At 57.8% G+C, this 16774-nt stretch carries 14 protein-coding genes; 7 read left to right on the top strand and 7 right to left on the bottom strand.

The window, feature by feature from the left end; translation table 11 throughout:
- Positions 1-68: 68 nt before the first annotated feature.
- From purL to purB, 5 genes are read right to left on the bottom strand one after another with little or no spacing between them, the layout of a single operon-like run.
- Positions 69-2324 carry a phosphoribosylformylglycinamidine synthase subunit PurL gene (gene purL / locus N675_RS10015; protein ID WP_038039798.1) on the bottom strand — a complete coding sequence of 752 codons (2256 nt, stop codon included), beginning with the start codon at positions 2322-2324 and terminating at the stop codon, positions 69-71.
- A complete protein-coding gene (gene purQ / locus N675_RS10020) occupies positions 2321-3049 on the bottom strand; it encodes a phosphoribosylformylglycinamidine synthase subunit PurQ (RefSeq protein WP_051914614.1) in 729 nt (242 codons plus the stop codon). The genes purL and purQ overlap by 4 nt, the downstream gene beginning before the upstream one ends.
- A 3-nt stretch (positions 3050-3052) precedes the next feature.
- Positions 3053-3346 (bottom strand): phosphoribosylformylglycinamidine synthase subunit PurS, encoded by a 294-nt coding sequence (purS, locus tag N675_RS10025; protein ID WP_051914615.1) that lies wholly within the window; start codon positions 3344-3346, stop codon positions 3053-3055.
- A gap of 19 nt (positions 3347-3365) precedes the next feature.
- Entirely contained in the window at positions 3366-4259 is an 894-nt protein-coding gene (locus N675_RS10030; protein WP_051914616.1) for a phosphoribosylaminoimidazolesuccinocarboxamide synthase, read from the bottom strand.
- Positions 4256-5581: an adenylosuccinate lyase gene (gene purB, locus N675_RS10035; RefSeq protein ID WP_038039799.1), complete on the bottom strand. Its 1326-nt coding sequence runs from the start codon at positions 5579-5581 to the stop codon at positions 4256-4258. The genes N675_RS10030 and purB overlap by 4 nt, the downstream gene beginning before the upstream one ends.
- 545 nt (positions 5582-6126) lie before the next feature.
- On the opposite strand from purB, the gene glmS reads away from it, so the two are divergent.
- The 6 genes from glmS to N675_RS14750 are packed head-to-tail and all read left to right on the top strand — an operon-like array spanning position 6127 to position 11433.
- On the top strand, positions 6127-7905 hold the full coding sequence (glmS, locus tag N675_RS10040; protein ID WP_038039800.1) for a glutamine--fructose-6-phosphate transaminase (isomerizing): 1779 nt from the start codon (positions 6127-6129) through the stop codon (positions 7903-7905).
- A gap of 20 nt (positions 7906-7925) precedes the next feature.
- Positions 7926-8762 carry a TatD family hydrolase gene (locus N675_RS10045; protein ID WP_081887047.1) on the top strand — a complete coding sequence of 279 codons (837 nt, stop codon included), beginning with the start codon at positions 7926-7928 and terminating at the stop codon, positions 8760-8762.
- Complete coding sequence (rdgB, locus tag N675_RS10050; protein WP_081887048.1) at positions 8725-9357, top strand: RdgB/HAM1 family non-canonical purine NTP pyrophosphatase; 633 nt, start codon at positions 8725-8727, stop codon at positions 9355-9357. Before N675_RS10045 ends, rdgB begins: the two co-directional genes overlap by 38 nt.
- On the top strand, positions 9354-10571 hold the full coding sequence (locus tag N675_RS10055) for a Mur ligase family protein (RefSeq protein WP_038039801.1): 1218 nt from the start codon (positions 9354-9356) through the stop codon (positions 10569-10571). Before rdgB ends, N675_RS10055 begins: the two co-directional genes overlap by 4 nt.
- A 45-nt stretch (positions 10572-10616) precedes the next feature.
- The gene (locus tag N675_RS10060; RefSeq protein WP_038039802.1) at positions 10617-11285 is read left to right on the top strand and encodes a histidinol phosphate phosphatase domain-containing protein; all 669 of its coding nucleotides are present in this window, start codon (positions 10617-10619) and stop codon (positions 11283-11285) included.
- A gap of 19 nt (positions 11286-11304) precedes the next feature.
- Complete coding sequence (locus N675_RS14750; RefSeq protein ID WP_277870646.1) at positions 11305-11433, top strand: hypothetical protein; 129 nt, start codon at positions 11305-11307, stop codon at positions 11431-11433.
- Between the two features lie 44 nt (positions 11434-11477).
- On the opposite strand, the gene N675_RS10065 is transcribed toward N675_RS14750, so the two are convergent.
- The gene (locus N675_RS10065) at positions 11478-15044 is read right to left on the bottom strand and encodes a DNA polymerase III subunit alpha (protein ID WP_051914618.1); all 3567 of its coding nucleotides are present in this window, start codon (positions 15042-15044) and stop codon (positions 11478-11480) included.
- 54 nt (positions 15045-15098) lie between these two features.
- A complete protein-coding gene (locus N675_RS10070) occupies positions 15099-15518 on the bottom strand; it encodes a helix-turn-helix domain-containing protein (RefSeq protein WP_038039803.1) in 420 nt (139 codons plus the stop codon).
- A 625-nt stretch (positions 15519-16143) separates the two neighbouring features.
- Here N675_RS10070 and N675_RS10075 point away from each other — a divergent pair.
- A complete protein-coding gene (locus tag N675_RS10075) occupies positions 16144-16761 on the top strand; it encodes a cyclodeaminase/cyclohydrolase family protein (protein ID WP_038039804.1) in 618 nt (205 codons plus the stop codon).
- Positions 16762-16774: the final 13 nt, after the last annotated feature.

The following is a 16774-nucleotide window of genomic DNA, read 5'->3' on the forward strand; positions in this document are numbered from 1 at the left end:
TGTGCTGGAACCTCGTCCCACTGTATCGTGCCTGAGTCTAGCACAGCGTCAGGCTCCTTGTGCTGCACCTACCGTGCTGCATCCTGCTCGTCCGGGATCAGCGCCTGCTCCCATGTTTGCCGCAGCGAGGAGAGCGGCAGATCAACGACGATGGTTGCGCCAAACCGGAGCACAACGCGCTCGCCAGTGGCAATACCAAGCCGTAGCCACGGCACACCGGCTGCATCCAATCGCGCAGTCACCGTTGCTTCATTGTCTGGTGCTACCTGGAGCAGGACGCGCGATCCTGCTTCTCCGAAGAGCGTACGGTCGACACGCTCTCCGTTCGCCTCGTGCAACGGCGCGAGATCGAAGTCGCCGCCAACCTCGCCAGCGATGCACGCCTCAGCCAGCGCGACGGCAATGCCACCGTCACTGCAGTCATGCGCAGCCCAAACCAAGCCGTCCGCGATTGCTGCCCGGGTTGCCGCTTGCACCCGACGCTCGAGTTCCAGGTCAAGTTCTGGCGGCGCTCCAGCGGTTATCGTGTGGCACGTAGCCAAAAACGCGCTCGCACCCAGCGTCGCCGTCCACGGGCCGAGCAACAGCACAACGCCACCCTGTCGGAAGGCAAGCCGTGCATGGCGCCAGATATTCGCTACGCGCCCGACCATGCCAATGGTTGGGGTTGGCGGAATCGCTCGCCCAGCGGTCTCGTTGTATAAGCTCGCATTCCCGCTGACGACTGGCACCCCCAGTGCCCGGCAAGCTGAAGCCATGCCCTCGATCGCTCGCTCGAGCTGGTAAGCGACATCGGGGCGCTCAGGATTGCCGAAGTTGAGGCAATCCGTTACCGCCAACGGTTCAGCCCCAACACAGGACAGGTTGCGAGCAGCCTCCGCTACCGCATGCTGCGCGCCAAGAAAGGGATCGAGCTGACAGTAGAGTGGATTGCAATCGGTGGTGAGTGCAATCCCGAACGAGGTCCCTTTGATCCGCAACACGGCGGCATCGCCCGCCCCTGGTGGCACCACTGTGTTGGTCAGAATCGTATGGTCGTATGTCCGGTAGATTGGTCGCCGACTACCGAGGTTTGCCGAGCCAAGCAAGCGGAGCAGTGCATCGTTGGGGGTGAGCCACACCTCATCAGCAGCAGGTGAGCGTGCCAGATCAGGCAAGGCATCAAGGTCAAAAGCGCGGCGGGCAATGATTTCCGGCGCCTCTGCTGCTGGCCGCACGTACGTTGGGCATGCGTCAGTGAGGAGTTCGACGGGTACGTCAGCAACAACGCGATCACCTTCACGCACGCGCAGCCGCCCATCACCTGTCACCCGGCCAATGACTGCCGCATGCAGTTCCCACCGTCGAAAGACAGCAAGGGCCTCCTCAAGGTGCTCTGGCCGGACAATGGCGAGCATGCGCTCTTGGCTTTCCGAGAGCATCACCTCATATGGCGTCATGCCCGTCTCGCGCCTCGGCACAGCCAGAACGTCGATTTCAATGCCCGTGCCACCTCGCGCTGCAGTCTCGGCACACGCGCTCGTCAGGCCGGCCGCCCCAAGATCCTGCATCGCGACAACCAGGCCGCGCTCCTGCGCTTCGAGGCACGCCTCCAGCAGGAGCTTCTCGAGAAACGGGTTCCCAACTTGCACGACGCCGCGATGCGACGCTGCTGGGTCTTCCACGGAAGCGAATGTTGCCCCGTGCAACCCATCACGGCCGGTATCTGCCCCTACGAGCACAACCAGGTTGCCCTCGCCAGTTGCTCGCGCACGCACGAGCGCCTGACGCTGGGCGATCCCGACACACATGACATTGACGAGCGGATTATCGCGATACTCGGGTAAGAACGTCGTCTCGCCAGCAACGGTCGGGATGCCGAGGCAGTTGCCATACCAGCTGATGCCACTGACGACACCATGGAACAGTGCCCGGCTCCGTTGATCCGTGAGCGGACCGAAGCGCAGCGAATCAGCGAGCGCAACTGGCCGTGCCCCCATCGTGAAGATGTCGCGGACAATGCCGCCGACACCAGTCGCCGCCCCTTGAAACGGCTCAACAGCACTCGGGTGATTGTGGGACTCGATTTTCAACACGACAACGAGCCCTTCGCCCAACTCAACCGCGCCAGCGTTCTCGCCTGGTCCTTGGACCACGCCGGGGCCGGTGGTTGGCAAGCGCTTGAGGAGCGGCCGTGTGTGCTTATAGCCACAGTGCTCACTCCAGAGCGCGCCAAACATTCCGAGTTCAAGTTGATTCGGCTCACGCCCCAGCAATGTCACAATGCGCTCATATTCATCTTGGGTTAAGGCCACCGCACGCAACTGCTCGGGCGTCACGGTCATTGCCCTGCCTCCAGCCCCGAAACAACGACAGGGCGCGCACTTGCCACATTGAGCCCAGCAGCGAGGATCAATAAGCCGCTTGCGCTGCCGAGTAAGGCGTCATAGGCCCGCTCAGGATGAGGCATCAATCCAACGACATTGCCAGCAGCATTGCACACGCCGGCAATGTTCCCAAGCGAGCCATTCGGGTTCGCCGCCTCTGTCACGTTCCCCAGCGCATCGACGTAGCGAAAGACGACGCAGCGATCACGTTCGAGCGCAGCGAGAGTTGCGGGATCAGCGTAGTAGCGCCCTTCGCCGTGAGCAATTGGCAGACGCAGTACCGTTCCCTCCGGAATGGTCGACGTCCACGGTGTCCGGCTGGTTTCAACGCGTACCCAGACCCAGTCACAGACAAACGCGCGGTTGGCATTGCGCAAGAGGGCCCCTGGTAACAACCCAGCTTCGGTCAGAATCTGAAAACCGTTGCAGATACCAAGTACTGGCTTCCCGGCCGCCGCTGCAGCCCGAACAGCGTCCATCACCGGAGCAAAGCGTGCAATTGCTCCAGCACGCAAGTAATCGCCGTAGGAGAATCCGCCCGGCAGGATAACCGCATCATAATCCGACAAATCGGTCGTAGTATGCCAGACCAGTTCAGCATGCACGCCAAGGCCATCACGCACGGCACAGAGGGCATCATAATCGCCATTGCTACCTGGGAACGTCACAACTGCAACCCGCATGAGCTAGGCGCCTCCGCTTCGTGGTGTTCCATTTGGTGCCGGCACAGGCTGCGCGGTCAAGGAAAACCAGAACTGTTCAATGACCGGATTGGCTAAGAGTTGCTGGCACATCGCTTCAACCTGCGCGGTCGCCTCAGTTTCTGAATCCGCCTCAAGCCAGAGCTGGATGTATCGCCCGACACGAACATCCTGCACGTGTGCATACCCAAGGCGATGCAGGCCGTCACGCACTGCAAGTCCCTGCGGGTCGTTCACCCCTGGCTTCAGCATCACTGCAACATCAGCTCGCCACTGCATCGTATCCTCACTTCATCCATCATACCGGCGCTGGCTGGCCAGTCAGTCGCGTATACGCCTCACGATACCGTGCCAGCGTGGCTTCAACGACATCCGGCGGTAACGCTGGACCCGGAGGCTGCCGGTTCCACCCCTGGGCCCGGGCCCAATCGCGGACATATTGCTTGTCGAACGATGGCTGCGGTCCACCTGGGACATACTGTGCAGCATCCCAGAACCGTGAGCTGTCAGGGGTCAAGAGCTCATCAATAACCGCAAGTTCGCCGTTAATCCAGCCAAACTCGAGCTTGGTGTCAGCAATAATGATGCCGCGCGCTCGCGCATAGGCTTCCGCTTCACGATAGACACACAGCGTCTGTGCCTGGAGTTCGGCTGCGACCGTTGAACCAACCAGTGCAGCAAGTTCGGCGACACTGAGATTCTCATCGTGCCCGTGCTCTGCTTTTGTGGCTGGCGTGAATCGCGGTTCCGGCAATCGGGCACTTTCAACCAGTCCCGGTGGCAGCGGTTCACCAGCCACCGTGCCCGAGACACGGTACTCTTCCCACGCTGAGCCAGCGAGATAGCCGCGAGCAACGCATTCAACCGGAATCCGCTCAGCTTTCCATACGAGCATCGAACGCCCCTCGAGCGCAGAGCGATAGGGCGCGAGCGATGGTGGCAATGCCGCCAGATCCGTTGTGATATAGTGCGAGCGCAGCCGATCACCAAACCACTCAAACCAGAATCGGGTCAATTGAGTGAGCAAAATCCCTTTGCCCGGAATCGGTGTAGGCAGCACCACATCATAGATTGAGATACGGTCGGTCGCGACAATCAGTAACCGACCGTCGCCCAGGTCAAAGACCTCGCGGACTTTCCCACGCCGTAGCCGCTCAACGCCGGGTAACTGGATTTCGACGAGTGCGTTCATGCCTCGGCCTCCGCAGAAGCTGTGGCGGGAGCAAGCAAGCCCAGGCGGATCAGCGGCACGTCGACATAGCGCAGCGCATCGTCAAGCGTGAAGAGGGCGTCAATGTGCTCTGGACTCAGGCGAGATGTCACCCGCTCGTCAGCTTTCAAGAGTTCGCGCAAATGCGTGCCAGTTTCCCAAGCGCGCCAGGCGAGTTCCTGCACGATCCGATAGGCCTCGTGACGGGCGAGTCCGGCATTGACCAATGCCAGCAGTACACGTTGCGAGAAGATTGCACCGGCAGTGAGATCGAGGTTTTGGCGCATTCGCTCAGGGTAAACGGTCCAGTGCTGGACGATTTCTGTCATTGCCGCAAGGAGATAGTCAGCAAGGATGCACGTGTCTGGCAAGATGACGCGTTCAACCGAGCTATGGCTGATATCGCGCTCATGCCACAGCACGACGTTTTCTAATGCTGGGGTGACGTAGCTTCGCAGGAGGCGAGCTAACCCGCTTACCCGCTCACTTTCATGCGGATTGCGCTTGTGTGGCATCGCCGATGACCCCATGTTCCCTGGGTCAAAAGGCTCTTCGACCTCGCGAACTTCCGTCCGTTGCAAATGCCGGACTTCAGTTGCGAAGCGATCGAGGGTTGATCCCAATATCCCGAGGACGCTGATGAAGAACGCGTGCCGATCACGCGAAATGACCTGGGTTGGCGCTGGATCAACCCGCAGCCCTAACCGGCTGCATGCTGCCTCTTCGACATCGGGGGGCACCGTTGCATGGGTACCAACGGCGCCAGCAATCTTGCCCACCCGCACTTCCTCACGAGCAAGCTCCAGACGCTGGCGAGCGCGCTGCAGTTCGGCATACCAGCCTGCGAGCTTTGCGCCAAAGGTCATCGGCTCAGCATGAACTCCATGCGTTCGACCGATCATCACCGTCTGGCGGTGATGCACCGCTTGCTCGCCAACCACTGCGATCAAGTGATCGAGATCACGAAGCAAGAGGTCGCTCGCTTCAACAAGCTGCAGCGCGAGTGCGGTGTCAAGGACGTCTGAGCTCGTCAATCCGAGGTGGAAGTACCGGGCAGCGTCACCAACCGTCTCACCGACAGCCCGTGTAAAGGCGATGATTTCGTGGTCGACTTCACGCTCGATCGCACGCATCCGGTCGATGTCGCAACGTGCTTCGCGCAACCGGGCCAATGCATCGGCTGGGATAACGCCACGCTCAGCCCAGGCTTCTGCAACAGCCAGCTCGACACGAAGCCACAGCTCGACCGTATGCGCCTCGCTCCAGATGGCTGCCATTTCCGGTCGGGTATACCGTGGGATCACGCGCGCTTATCCTTTGATTGCTGTGTACCCTACCATCGACTGGGGATTCGCTCGCGCACACGGTTTTCGGTGAATACTGCACGCGCGAGGCATTCCCTACGGAGTATACCGCGTCGGCCCTAACAGCGCCGTTTTCTACGGTATGAGGTAGGCAACACTGCTCCAGAACAGGTATAGTGGAAGTGGTGCGCGTTGCGTATGGAGGTAGGGCGTCCGTTCACAGGAAACGGCAAGACGGATGAAATTCCTGTGATCGGCTGAACGCGCAAGCGCCTGGACTCTCAGTCGCTTCGGCTGGGAGTTGACGAGGCGGAGGTCGATCGAGTTTTCGGCGGATGACCTCCCGGCTTGGCACGGTCGTTACGGCCAGAGCAAAGGCGTCGGGTGACCGGCGAGACAAAGGCTGGTCGAGGTGCCCGCCCTATCCTCTCGCACGCCGCACTGACATTGCGAGCGTTCATGATCGCGATAGGCTATGCCACAGCGAGGCGGAATGCTGACGGCCGTTCTCGTGCTGGACATAGCCCAGAGAGGGGTTTGCTTGCATGTGCGGCATTTTTGGGTATGTGAGCACCCAGCAATTGGATCCAACGCTGGTGCTCCAAGCGTTACGCACGCTTGAATACCGAGGCTACGACTCGTGGGGGATTGGCGTCGTTGCTAACCACCATATTCATGTCGTCAAACGAGCTGGCCGTATTCCCGCTCACCTTGATCAGCGCTTACCAGCGTCAACCGTGGCATTTGGCCATACGCGGTGGGCAACCCATGGAGGCGTAACCGATGCGAATGCGCATCCCCATCTTGACTGTCGTGGACGTCTTGCCATTATCCACAACGGCATCATCGAGAACTATCGCAGCTTGCGCACTGCGCTTGAACAACAGGGGCATTGCCTGCGGAGCCAAACCGATTCAGAGCTCTTTGCCCACCTCGTAGAAGAACACCTTGGCAGCGCGGATGACCCCGACGCCACGGTCGCAGCAGTGCGCGCTGCCTTTGCACAGGTAACGGGATTGAACGCTTTTATTGTGCTTGACCATCTAACGAATCAACTTGTCGCAACGAAGTCTGTCTCACCGCTCGTGCTCGGCCGTGGCCCAGCGGGATACTTCCTTGCTTCTGATGCCGTTGCACTTGTCGGCCATGTCGAAGATATTGCCTACCTTCGCGACGACGAAATCGTTGCCTTGCGCTCTGACGGGATTCTTCTCATTGACCGCGCAACTGGCCGGCCACGAGATCTCGTCTGGCAACCACTCACCCTACAAGCAAGCGACACAGCGCTTGGTGGCTTCCCTCACTACCTGCTGAAAGAGATTCACGAGCAACCCAGCGTCGTCGAGCGCATTGCCCGCCAGCATCCACCACAAGCCCGTGAGCTTGCCAGCCTCATCCGCCAATCGCACGGAACCTTTCTTGTTGGCTGCGGTACAGCCGGTTACGCCGCCCTGGCTGGACAGTACCTCTTCTCGCGCATTGCTCGACGTCACGTCAATGCTGTTGTTGCCTCCGAGTTTAAGTACCAAGAACATTTCTTAACAGACCGGTCACTGGTCATCGCGCTGACCCAAAGCGGCGAGACGGTTGACGTCATCGAAGCGGTCATGGCAGCAAAGCGGCACGGAGCGCGCGTCGCTGCGCTGGTCAATGTTCCTGGTTCAACCGTAGCTCGGCTTGCCGATTACACAATCCCGCTCTTGGCTGGGCCTGAACAGAGCGTGCTATCGACAAAAGCCTATGTAGCCAAGCTTGCCCTCTTGCTTCTGACGGCGCACGTGCTCAACGGCAGTGAGCATGTTGGCCTCGACGTCCTCTGGCGGGCTGCTGACGGCATTGCCCAAGCGCTGACTCCAACGTTCCACGACCGTGTTCGTGGTGTTGCTGATCACATGGCGCAGCACGCCCACTGTTTTGTGATCGGCCGCGGCCTGTCATACCCAACAGCGCTTGAAGCGGCATTAAAGATTAAGGAGGCGAGCTATCTCCATGCTGAAGGGTTTGCCGGAGGTGAGCTCAAGCATGGGGTGATTGCGTTGATTGAGCAGGGCACGCCTTGCCTTGTCTTTTCCCCACTCGACGAGACGCGCGATGACATCCTTTCGGGTGCAATGGAACTGAAGAGCCGAGGTGGTTGGATCATCGGCATCTCACCTGAGCCTGACGACTCCTTTGACATTCACCTCCAGGTCGCCGAAGTTGGTGACGCGGCTCCACTTGTCAATGTCGTACCCGCCCAGCTTCTTGGCTACTATCTCGCGGTTCGACGCGGCCTTGACCCAGACAAGCCGCGGAACCTGGCGAAAAGCGTCACCGTCAAATAGTGGGGGAAACGAGAGGGGCAATGGCTTTCGAACTGATCGACACGCATTGCCACCTTGATCTTGAAGCATTTGCCGATGACCGCTCAGCAGTCCTCGAACGCGCACGACATGCCGGCGTCACAGCCATGCTGATCATCGGCTTTGACCCCGATTGCTGGGATCGGACGCTCACCTGTGTTGCCCACGATCCTGCAACGCTAGCTGCATCGCTTGGCGTCCATCCGACAGAGGCCGACAAGTATCACGATGGCACGGAAGCCTTGCTGCGACAACGTGCCCAGGATCCACGTGTTGCAGCAATTGGGGAGATTGGTATTGACCTCTACCGCCATACTACTCCGCTTGCCCAGCAACGCGAAGCCTTTTACCGCCAAATCATGCTCGCCAACGAGCTCGGCCTCCCGTTCATTGTCCATCAACGCCAGGCCGAGGCTGAAACACTTGACGTTTTACGTCAAGCTGATCCTCCTCATCATGGCGTCATGCACTGTTTTACGGGTGATATTGCCTATGCGCGAGCGTGCCTTGAGCTGGGTCTCTTTCTCGGCATTGGCGGTGTCGTGACATTTCGTTCTGCCCGAGCAGTTCAAGAGGTAGTACGATGGGCGCCACTTGACCGGCTTGTTCTCGAAACCGATGCGCCCTTTCTTGCTCCGAGTCCGCATCGAGGCCAACGTAATGAGCCAGCCTACGTTCGGATTATTGCTGAACAGGTCGCGGCATTACGCGGCCAGTCACTCGAGCTCATCGCTGTAACGACAACGGCAAATGCCCGAGCGCTGTTTCCCCGAGCCTGGATACAGACGACGGAGGATGTCGATGACGACACAATGCCAGCTCGTTCTTGCAACACATAATCCTGGCAAACTGCGAGAGTTACGTGCATTGCTACCACCCACGATCAAGACGATTCCAGCCGCAGCGCTCGGGATTACGCTTCCGGAAGAGACTGGGACAACGTTTCTCGAAAACGCGCTTCTCAAAGCGCGAGCTGTGGCGCACGCTGCTGGCTTACCTGCGTTAGCTGACGACTCTGGCCTCGAAGTTGATGCCCTCGGTGGAGCACCGGGTGTTTTCTCAGCATACTTTGCGCACCGGCAAGCAACTGATACTGAAAATGTCGCGAAGTTGCTTGCCGTCTTGCGCGATGTGCCCCCAGAACAACGGCGCGCGCGCTTTCGGGCAGTCGTTGTTGTCGCATTTCCTAACGGCCACTTTCTTACTGGTGAAGGGACGCTCGAAGGGTACATCACGACAGCTCCGCGAGGGACGCACGGCTTTGGCTATGATCCCGTTTTTTGTCCTCTTCAGGAAACCCGTACATTAGCCGAAATGTCGCCTGAAGAGAAGAATCGGCTGAGCCATCGTGCCCAAGCTGTCCGGAATCTTCTCGCCGCTCTCCAACAATACTGCCAGACAACGACAGGCTCGGCAGTGGAGGAACAGGAATGAGCAAAACATTGCGGGATCTGCAACCACCACGGTTTGCAGCAATCCCACCTCGTCCTTTGCCGCTCGCTGGCATTGCTGGTAGCCGCGGCAAATCGACAACAGCGTGGTTACTGGCTGAAATGCTCAGCCTCGCCGGCTGGCGACTTGCGCTGTGGGTCTCAACCGGTGTGTACGTGCACGGGCAATGGCAAGCGGGGGAACTCCAACCATGGGCCGAGGCTCTGACAGCCTTGCAAAGTGGTCACCTTGATTTCGCAATTCAAGAACTCGAAGGTCCAGTGGTGAGTAGCGTTGGCCTTCCAGCCGCGCACTATATGCTCGCCGCTGTCACAACACTCTGCGGCAATAACGAAGAGTGTCTGCTCAGCCCAGAAGCACGACAGGTTGCTCACGCCTTGCCGATCATAGCGCAAGCAGTCCACCCGGCAGGATTTCTCGTTTTGAACGCAGACGATTATGCTGTCCTTGACCTTACTCGAGAAACGCTTGCGACGCCTGTGCTTTTTGCGCTGCATCCCGAAAACCCTGCCTTACGGCGCCATCTGGAGCACGGTGGCTGGGGTGTATGGGTTGATGACGGAGCTGTCATTTGCGGTACCGAAGAGGATTGCCAGTCCTTGTTTACCCTTTCAACGATTCCATTTACCTTGAGCGGTATGCTGACGTTCCAGGTACAAAACGTCCTCTGTGCTACGGCACTCGCTCGCTGCCTCGATCTTCCAGTGGACGTTATCGCGCAAGCACTCCAGCAGTTCACGCCTGACCCGGCTCGTTTACTCGGATCGTGTAATTTACTTCAGTATCATGGGGCGACGATTCTGTTTGATACGCCACAACACTCCTGGACACTTCGCGCACTCATCCGCGGGATTCGCCAACAACCACATCGTCGATCTGTCACCGTCAGTCATAGTTTCGCTGCCGTCACAGACGATGAACTCGAAGAAGTTGGACGGCTCCTCGGTCGACTTGGTGGCATGGTTCTCCTTACCAAGGATGACCTTCCCCCTGATCGTCTTGCGCGGCTGCAAGCTGGACTGTTGCAGAATGACATTCCACCGCTCTTACTTGCCTACCCTGATCAGTCGGCAGCGATTCGCGCTGCATTGCAACGGCTTCAGCCAGGCGATCTCTGCCTGATTCTGCCTGACGACCCAACGCAAGCTTGGGAAATCCTGGCGCAGGCTACCGGCTCACGACTCAGTCCATGGTAGGCTTAGCCGCAAGTAACCATGTGGGATGGAGCGGGAGGGCAATCCGTGGTATACGATTTTCACCTGCACACGTTTTATAGCGATGGAGAGCTTTCACCAGTTGAGCTTGTGCGACGAGCTGTCGAGCGTGGCTACACCGCTTTGGCGATTACCGACCACGCTGGCGTTGGCGGCGTGCATGAGCTTATCCGGCGTCTCCAGGCAGACCGAGAAATTATTGAGCGATACTGGCCAATTAAAGTCGTGATTGGTGTTGAACTCACCCACCTCCCGCCCGAGAGCATTTTCGAAGCAGCGAATCTGGCTCGCGAGGCGGGCGCTGAACTGATCGTGTTGCATGGCGAAACGCCTGTTGAACCAGTCTTGCCGGGGACCGTCCACGCTGGGATTGTGAGCGGCGTCGTTGACCTGATTGGCCACCCCGGACTCATTGGCGAAGAAGAAGCTCGGCTTGCTCGGGAATACGATGTGTTTTTTGAGCTTTCAGCCCGCCGAGGTCACTCGCTCACGAACGGTCATGTTGCCAAACTCGCCCAGGCCTATGGGGTCAAACTTGTCGTCAACAGTGACGGGCATAGTCCAGACGATCTGCTCACTGCTGACTTTCAGCGTCTCGTTGCTCGCGGTGCGGGTGTGCCGGAAAGCCTCTTAGCCGATGTGCTTACGAACTGGCCTGAGGAGTTGCTCCAACGCGCTCTGAGTCGCCGCCAGTAAAGGAGCGGCTTCAGGCTCGATGCCCGACCGCTTCGTCGCGCTGGCTCTTCGGAATGGCAGTGAAGTCCGCTGGCAGATGAGCTACTGGTCAGCATCGCCTCCTGACTTTCCGATCGCCATAATGGTCAAGAAGTCCGCTGGCTTATGAGCCAGCGGACTTCGTAGAGCGCGCATGAGAACGTCGAAGATGAATCATCCTTTAGCAACGCGCGTCGTTTGCTCCGTTGGTTCACGATAACGCTGGATCTGCTCTACCCAGACCTCGTCTGGGCCAAGAAGCTGCTGCAGAGAATGCTGAAATTCTGGCGTCCAGGCAACACGAACTCCGGCCTCAAGAACGACCTCACTATTTTTATTCTTGCTTCCACGGAGGGGAACGTGAATATACAACGTCTCATCACCGCTGAAGAGGGTGCATGCATCCCGCACTTGATGCATGGTAGCGATATCCTGGGCAAGTGATCCAGTCGCCGGCAAACGGATATGGACAATCGTGACTGTTTCAGGTTCTGGTGGTGTTGTTGCCGCCTCTTCGGGATTGAGCAAGCGGAGCGACAGACCGACCAATTGAAGCTGGTCATTGCGCATATCAACCCGAGCGGTAACACGGACCACCTTATCCTCCGTCAGCTCGGCTTTGACTTCATCGTACAGATCAGGGAAGAGGACGAGTTCTATTGACCCTGAACGGTCTTCGAGCTGACAAACTGCCATGACGCGATCAGTCCGTGTCGCTCGACGCCGAATGCTCGTCACGAGGGCAATCAGTTCAACAGTTTCACCAGCAAGTTCTTCATCAATTTGGGCAATCTGGGTGAGACCTTCGGCGCGGAGTTGCTCAGCAAAGCTATCCAACGGATGCGCACTGAAATAGACACCCATTAACTCTCGCTCCCAGGATAGCCAGGAAACGTTGACTTTCCGTGTATCTGCTCGTTGCTCGTCAAGCTGCTGTACCACAGGATCCTGGCCGCCTGGTAAGACCAACAAGTCAAACCCCATCTGCCCCTGTCGCCGGGCACGCTGCTGGCGTTGCGCAGCACTGATTGCACTATCCAGCCGTGCAAGTAAAAGATCACGGTCGCCGAGTGAGTCGCAGGCGCCTGCGCGCACCAAGCTCTCAATCGTTCGTCGATTCACCACCGACCAATCAACGGAGTGACAAAGCTCTTCAAAACTGGCGAACTGTTGTCCTGGCTGAGCATTGCGCGCGGCAATAATCGCCTCAACAGCTGCCTCACCGACGTTTTTGATCATGGCTAATCCAAAACGAATACCCCGTTGGCCATTGGGCAGCTCTTCGACGACGAAATTCGCTTGACTGCGGTTAATGTCCGGCGGCAGGACAGGAATCCCAAGTTTTTCACATTCTGCCATCGCCGCAGCAATGCGTTTTACCGTACCGGCCGGATGGCTCGGGGCCAGACGCAACAATGCTGTCATGTATTCGACTGGATAATTCGCTTTGAGATACGCAGTCTGATAGGAAAGATGGGCATAGCTAACCGCGTGGGCCTTGTTGAAAGCATAGCCAGCAAACGGCTCGATCAACTCGAAGATCCGCTCGGCGTCTTCACGGCTATATCCCTTGGCGAGGGCACCGGAGATGAAGCGTTGTCGTTGCTCGGCCATGACCTCTGGAATCTTTTTGCCCATCGCCTTGCGCATGATGTCGGCTTCACCGAGCGTGTAGCCAGCGAACTTGCGGGCAATAAGCAAGACTTGATCCTGATAGACAATGACGCCATAGGTTTCGTCAAGAATCTCCGCCAGGTCCTCGTGCGGATAGTTAATCGGCTCAAGTCCATGCTTGGCCCGGAGATACGTCGGAATATGCTGCATTGGGCCAGGCCGATAGAGTGCAACCATTGCTGCGAGTTCAGCGATTGACTGGGGGCGGAGTTCGCGGATGTACTTGCGCATGCCGGCGCTTTCAAGCTGGAAGACGCCAAACGTCTCCCCCTTGCCGAGCAGGTCATAGGTTTTCGGATCGTTGTCAGGAAACTGTTTGGGGTCAAGTTCTCGGCCATGGAGTTCTTTGATGATTTTGACCGCCTCGCCAAGAATCGTCAGGTTAGCGAGACCGAGAAAATCCATCTTGAGCAGACCGATCTCGGCAACCGTCTCCATTGGCCACTGGGTTGTTGGGAGTGATCCTTCTTCACCCCGGGCCGGCCGCTGGAGGGGTACGTGCTCAACAAGGGGATCAGCCGAAATCACGACGCCGGCGGCGTGGGTTCCGGCATGGCGAGCAATCCCTTCCAGCTTGCGCGCATTATCAATCAGCTCACGCGACGCTGGATCGTGCTCATACAAATGGCGGAGTTCAGGGCTTTCAGCTAATGCTCGGTCAAGCGTCATGTGGGGGGTTGACGGAATCAGGCGGGCGATCCGGTCGACATCGCTATAGGCCCATCCCATCGCCCGTCCAACGTCGCGAATCGCAGCCTTGGCACCCATGGTCCCAAAGGTAATGATCTGCGCGACGTGTTCAGCGCCATATTTCGTTGCGACGTAATCGATCATTTCGGAGCGGCGGTTATCCGCAAAATCCATGTCAATATCAGGCATCTCCCGCCGTTCCGGATTGAGGAAACGCTCAAAGACCAACCGATTGCTCAGCGGATCGATGTCAGTAATACCAAGAGCGTAGAGGACGATACTCGCCGCAGCACTCCCGCGCACGCCGAAGGGGATTTGTTGCTTCCGAGCAAATTCGGCGAAGTCGCGAACAAGCAGGATGTAATTCGCAAAACCAGTTTCGGTAATAACCTGCAGCTCATATTCAAGACGCTGACGCACTGATTCGGTGATTTCGGGATAGCGTCGCTGAATGCCCTCCCAGGCCAGCTTCCGCAGATACTCTTCAGGCGTCATCCCTTCAGGCACGCCAGGATTCGGCAAATGGAGACGGCCGAATTCCAGCGTGACGTCACAGCGCTCAGCAAGTCGCACGGTATTCTCGAGTGCTTCTGGCAACGCGCCAAATTGCTGCCACATTAATGCTGGCGGCTTGAAGTAGAGCTGGTCGGTATCCATGCGCATACGCTTGGAATCAGACACGGTCGTGTTCGTTTGGATACAAACCAGCAGATCCTGAATGGCAGCATCTTCTTGGTTCAAGTAGTGGACGTCGTTCGTGACAACGAGTGGCAAATCAAGCTCGCGAGCGAGTGTGACCAGTTTGGGGTTCACTCGTTGCTGTTCAGGGAGGCCATGGTCTTGCAACTCTATGTAGAAGCGGTCACGCCCGAAAATCTCGCGCAAGGCGCGGGCAAGTCGATACGCTTCGTCATCATTGCCGGCAAGCAAGTTCGCGGCGAGGGGTCCACTGAGGCAGGCCGAAGTGGCAATGAGGCCATCACTGTGCGCTGCGAGCATTGAAAGGTCAATACGCGGCTTATAGTAGAAGCCTTCGAGGCTTGCTCGGGTGGCCAGCTTCAGCAGGTTGCGATATCCCTGCATGTTCTCGGCAAGCAGCAGTAAATGATATGACGACTTATCCTTTTCCTGCACGGAACGAGGAGCGAGATACGCCTCCATGCCAAGAATAGGATGAAGTCCGTGGGCTTTGGCCGCTTTGTACCATTCGATCAGGCCGTAGAGCACACCATGGTCGGTAATAGCAATATGCTCCATGCCGTACTCGCGGGCCCGCACCATATAGTCGTTGATGCGACCAAGACCGTCTAACAGTGAGTACTCCGTGTGCAGGTGCAGGTGGACAAATCGCTTGCCTGCATCTGCTGGCACCACCATGCATGACCCCTTCCACAATCACATTCTTTGCAGTCAAGTGTACGCCTTGCCAGGCTAATTCGCGCTGGTCAATTCTCCGGTCAGCATCGGCCCCTGAAAGCCTACACGGCGCACCTGACGGACAAGTAACTGCAGCATTTGGCGAAAATCTTCGCGCACGCCTTCTGGCACATCGGCACTCTGGAGCACGTCAACAACATCACGCAAGACTGGTTCATGCTCGAAAAGATGCTCAGCGCGCTGCGGGAGGAATCCTGCAGCAGCGAGCAGTTGGTCCCGCTCAGCTGGCGTGAGACGCAGCGCTTGGGCGAGGCGAATAACGGCCTCGCGGGTTGGCGCCCGTCGACCAGCCTCGAGCCGGCTGACGTAGCTGTGGTCAAATCCTGCAAGTTGCGCAAGGCGACTTTGCGAAACGCGAGCCGCCTCGCGGTACTCACGCAGCAGTGCAGCGAACGAGCGTGTCACCGTCTGCATCGACCTCACCTTTCGCTACGAGCGAACCGTGCCCCTCTGACACCACTATCGTAGCACGATCGTGCCAATAAGTCAACCCTTGTCCTGTTTGTCCACAGTGTATTGCCTTCAAGGCACAATTTGCCGAAATATTCCGTGTCTGCGGGTATTACTTGCGCAATCGCCAAGCGAAGGGTATTGGCACCGTGGCAGTTTAGTGATGATCACGCGTACCTTGCTTTTTGCACGACACGAGAAGAAAACAAGCGCGTCGAAGTACAGAATAGCACGCGATTACGCACAGGAAATGTCCGTTATTCACAGACGCTAGGGAATACGCGTGAGTTGTAGCGTGTTATTTGAATTATTGCGCAGGACTGAGAAGAAACGTGCGGAAACACTGGTGTGAGCACTGCGGACAAAACGTCGGGAAGGAGTAGACGGGATAAGCACAAACACAAGCAACAGAGAAGGTTGAAAGAACGCCAGCAGTCCAGAATAGGCAGTAGTCGTGGTCACCGATATCGCTACCCCATTTGCGATGTTTCATATCACATGCACCACTCCACCCGGGCATGTGCGGCTGTGCTGCCGGATCGCAGAGGCGAGGGAAAACAGTGTTATACTCCGGCGGGAAGGATTGGAGATGGCTGAAGGTCCACCACTGACAGCATGGCCGATTGGCGAGTTATCAGCCCACATAGCAAAGCGCCAAACAGCACTCGGCGGAGGCGTTGCAGCGGCCATTGCAGCAAGTCTGGCAGCAGCCTTAGTCGAAAAGGTTGCACATGTTGAACAACGTCGGAATCAACTGAACGCCGCATTACTTGAGCATCTGGCGAGTACCGCCGCATCAATCAGAGTTGAGGCATTACGATACGCGGAACAAGATGCTCAGTCCTTGCGTGTATTGCTCGGCGTGCTCCGTAAGCAGGCTGATCACCCTCCCGCGATTGCTCAAGCAGCCCATGCAGCGGTTGCTGCTCCGCTCGCTGTTGCCGAAGCGAGTGTGCTGATCCTGACACTGGGAGAAGCACTGCGGCAATACAGCTCACCGTTTACACGCAGTGACGTGACGGCCGCTCTGGCTTTAGCCCATGCTGCTTTCGAAGCAGCTAAAGCGATGGTTGAAGCAAATCTTGCCCTTTTGAGCGACGAAGAGGCTGGTGCGATACGCGAGCGCTTGCAGGCACTCGGCAAACAGCGGGATGCAATCAGGGATCGTCAGTCAGTACCGGAAGGTAACGCGAACGCGTTGGCATGATGTGAAAGGGTAA

Source organism: Thermorudis peleae (genome assembly GCF_000744775.1).
GTDB lineage: Bacteria > Chloroflexota > Chloroflexia > Thermomicrobiales > Thermomicrobiaceae > Thermorudis > Thermorudis peleae.

Bases quoted from the DNA above. Each gene is read 5' to 3' on its own strand.
- N675_RS10055 (WP_038039801.1), top strand. From the start codon at position 9,354: ATGAGCAAAACATTGCGGGATCTGCAACCACCACGGTTTGCAGCAATC.
- N675_RS10065 (WP_051914618.1), bottom strand. From the start codon at position 15,044: ATGGTGGTGCCAGCAGATGCAGGCAAGCGATTTGTCCACCTGCACCTG.
- purL (WP_038039798.1), bottom strand. From the start codon at position 2,324: ATGACCGTGACGCCCGAGCAGTTGCGTGCGGTGGCCTTAACCCAAGAT.
- glmS (WP_038039800.1), top strand. From the start codon at position 6,127: ATGTGCGGCATTTTTGGGTATGTGAGCACCCAGCAATTGGATCCAACG.
- N675_RS10045 (WP_081887047.1), top strand. From the start codon at position 7,926: ATGGCTTTCGAACTGATCGACACGCATTGCCACCTTGATCTTGAAGCA.
- N675_RS10070 (WP_038039803.1), bottom strand. From the start codon at position 15,518: ATGCAGACGGTGACACGCTCGTTCGCTGCACTGCTGCGTGAGTACCGC.
- purQ (WP_051914614.1), bottom strand. From the start codon at position 3,049: ATGCGGGTTGCAGTTGTGACGTTCCCAGGTAGCAATGGCGATTATGAT.
- N675_RS14750 (WP_277870646.1), top strand. From the start codon at position 11,305: ATGCCCGACCGCTTCGTCGCGCTGGCTCTTCGGAATGGCAGTGAAGTC.
- N675_RS10030 (WP_051914616.1), bottom strand. From the start codon at position 4,259: ATGAACGCACTCGTCGAAATCCAGTTACCCGGCGTTGAGCGGCTACGG.
- N675_RS10075 (WP_038039804.1), top strand. From the start codon at position 16,144: ATGGCTGAAGGTCCACCACTGACAGCATGGCCGATTGGCGAGTTATCA.
- purS (WP_051914615.1), bottom strand. From the start codon at position 3,346: ATGCAGTGGCGAGCTGATGTTGCAGTGATGCTGAAGCCAGGGGTGAAC.
- rdgB (WP_081887048.1), top strand. From the start codon at position 8,725: ATGACGACACAATGCCAGCTCGTTCTTGCAACACATAATCCTGGCAAA.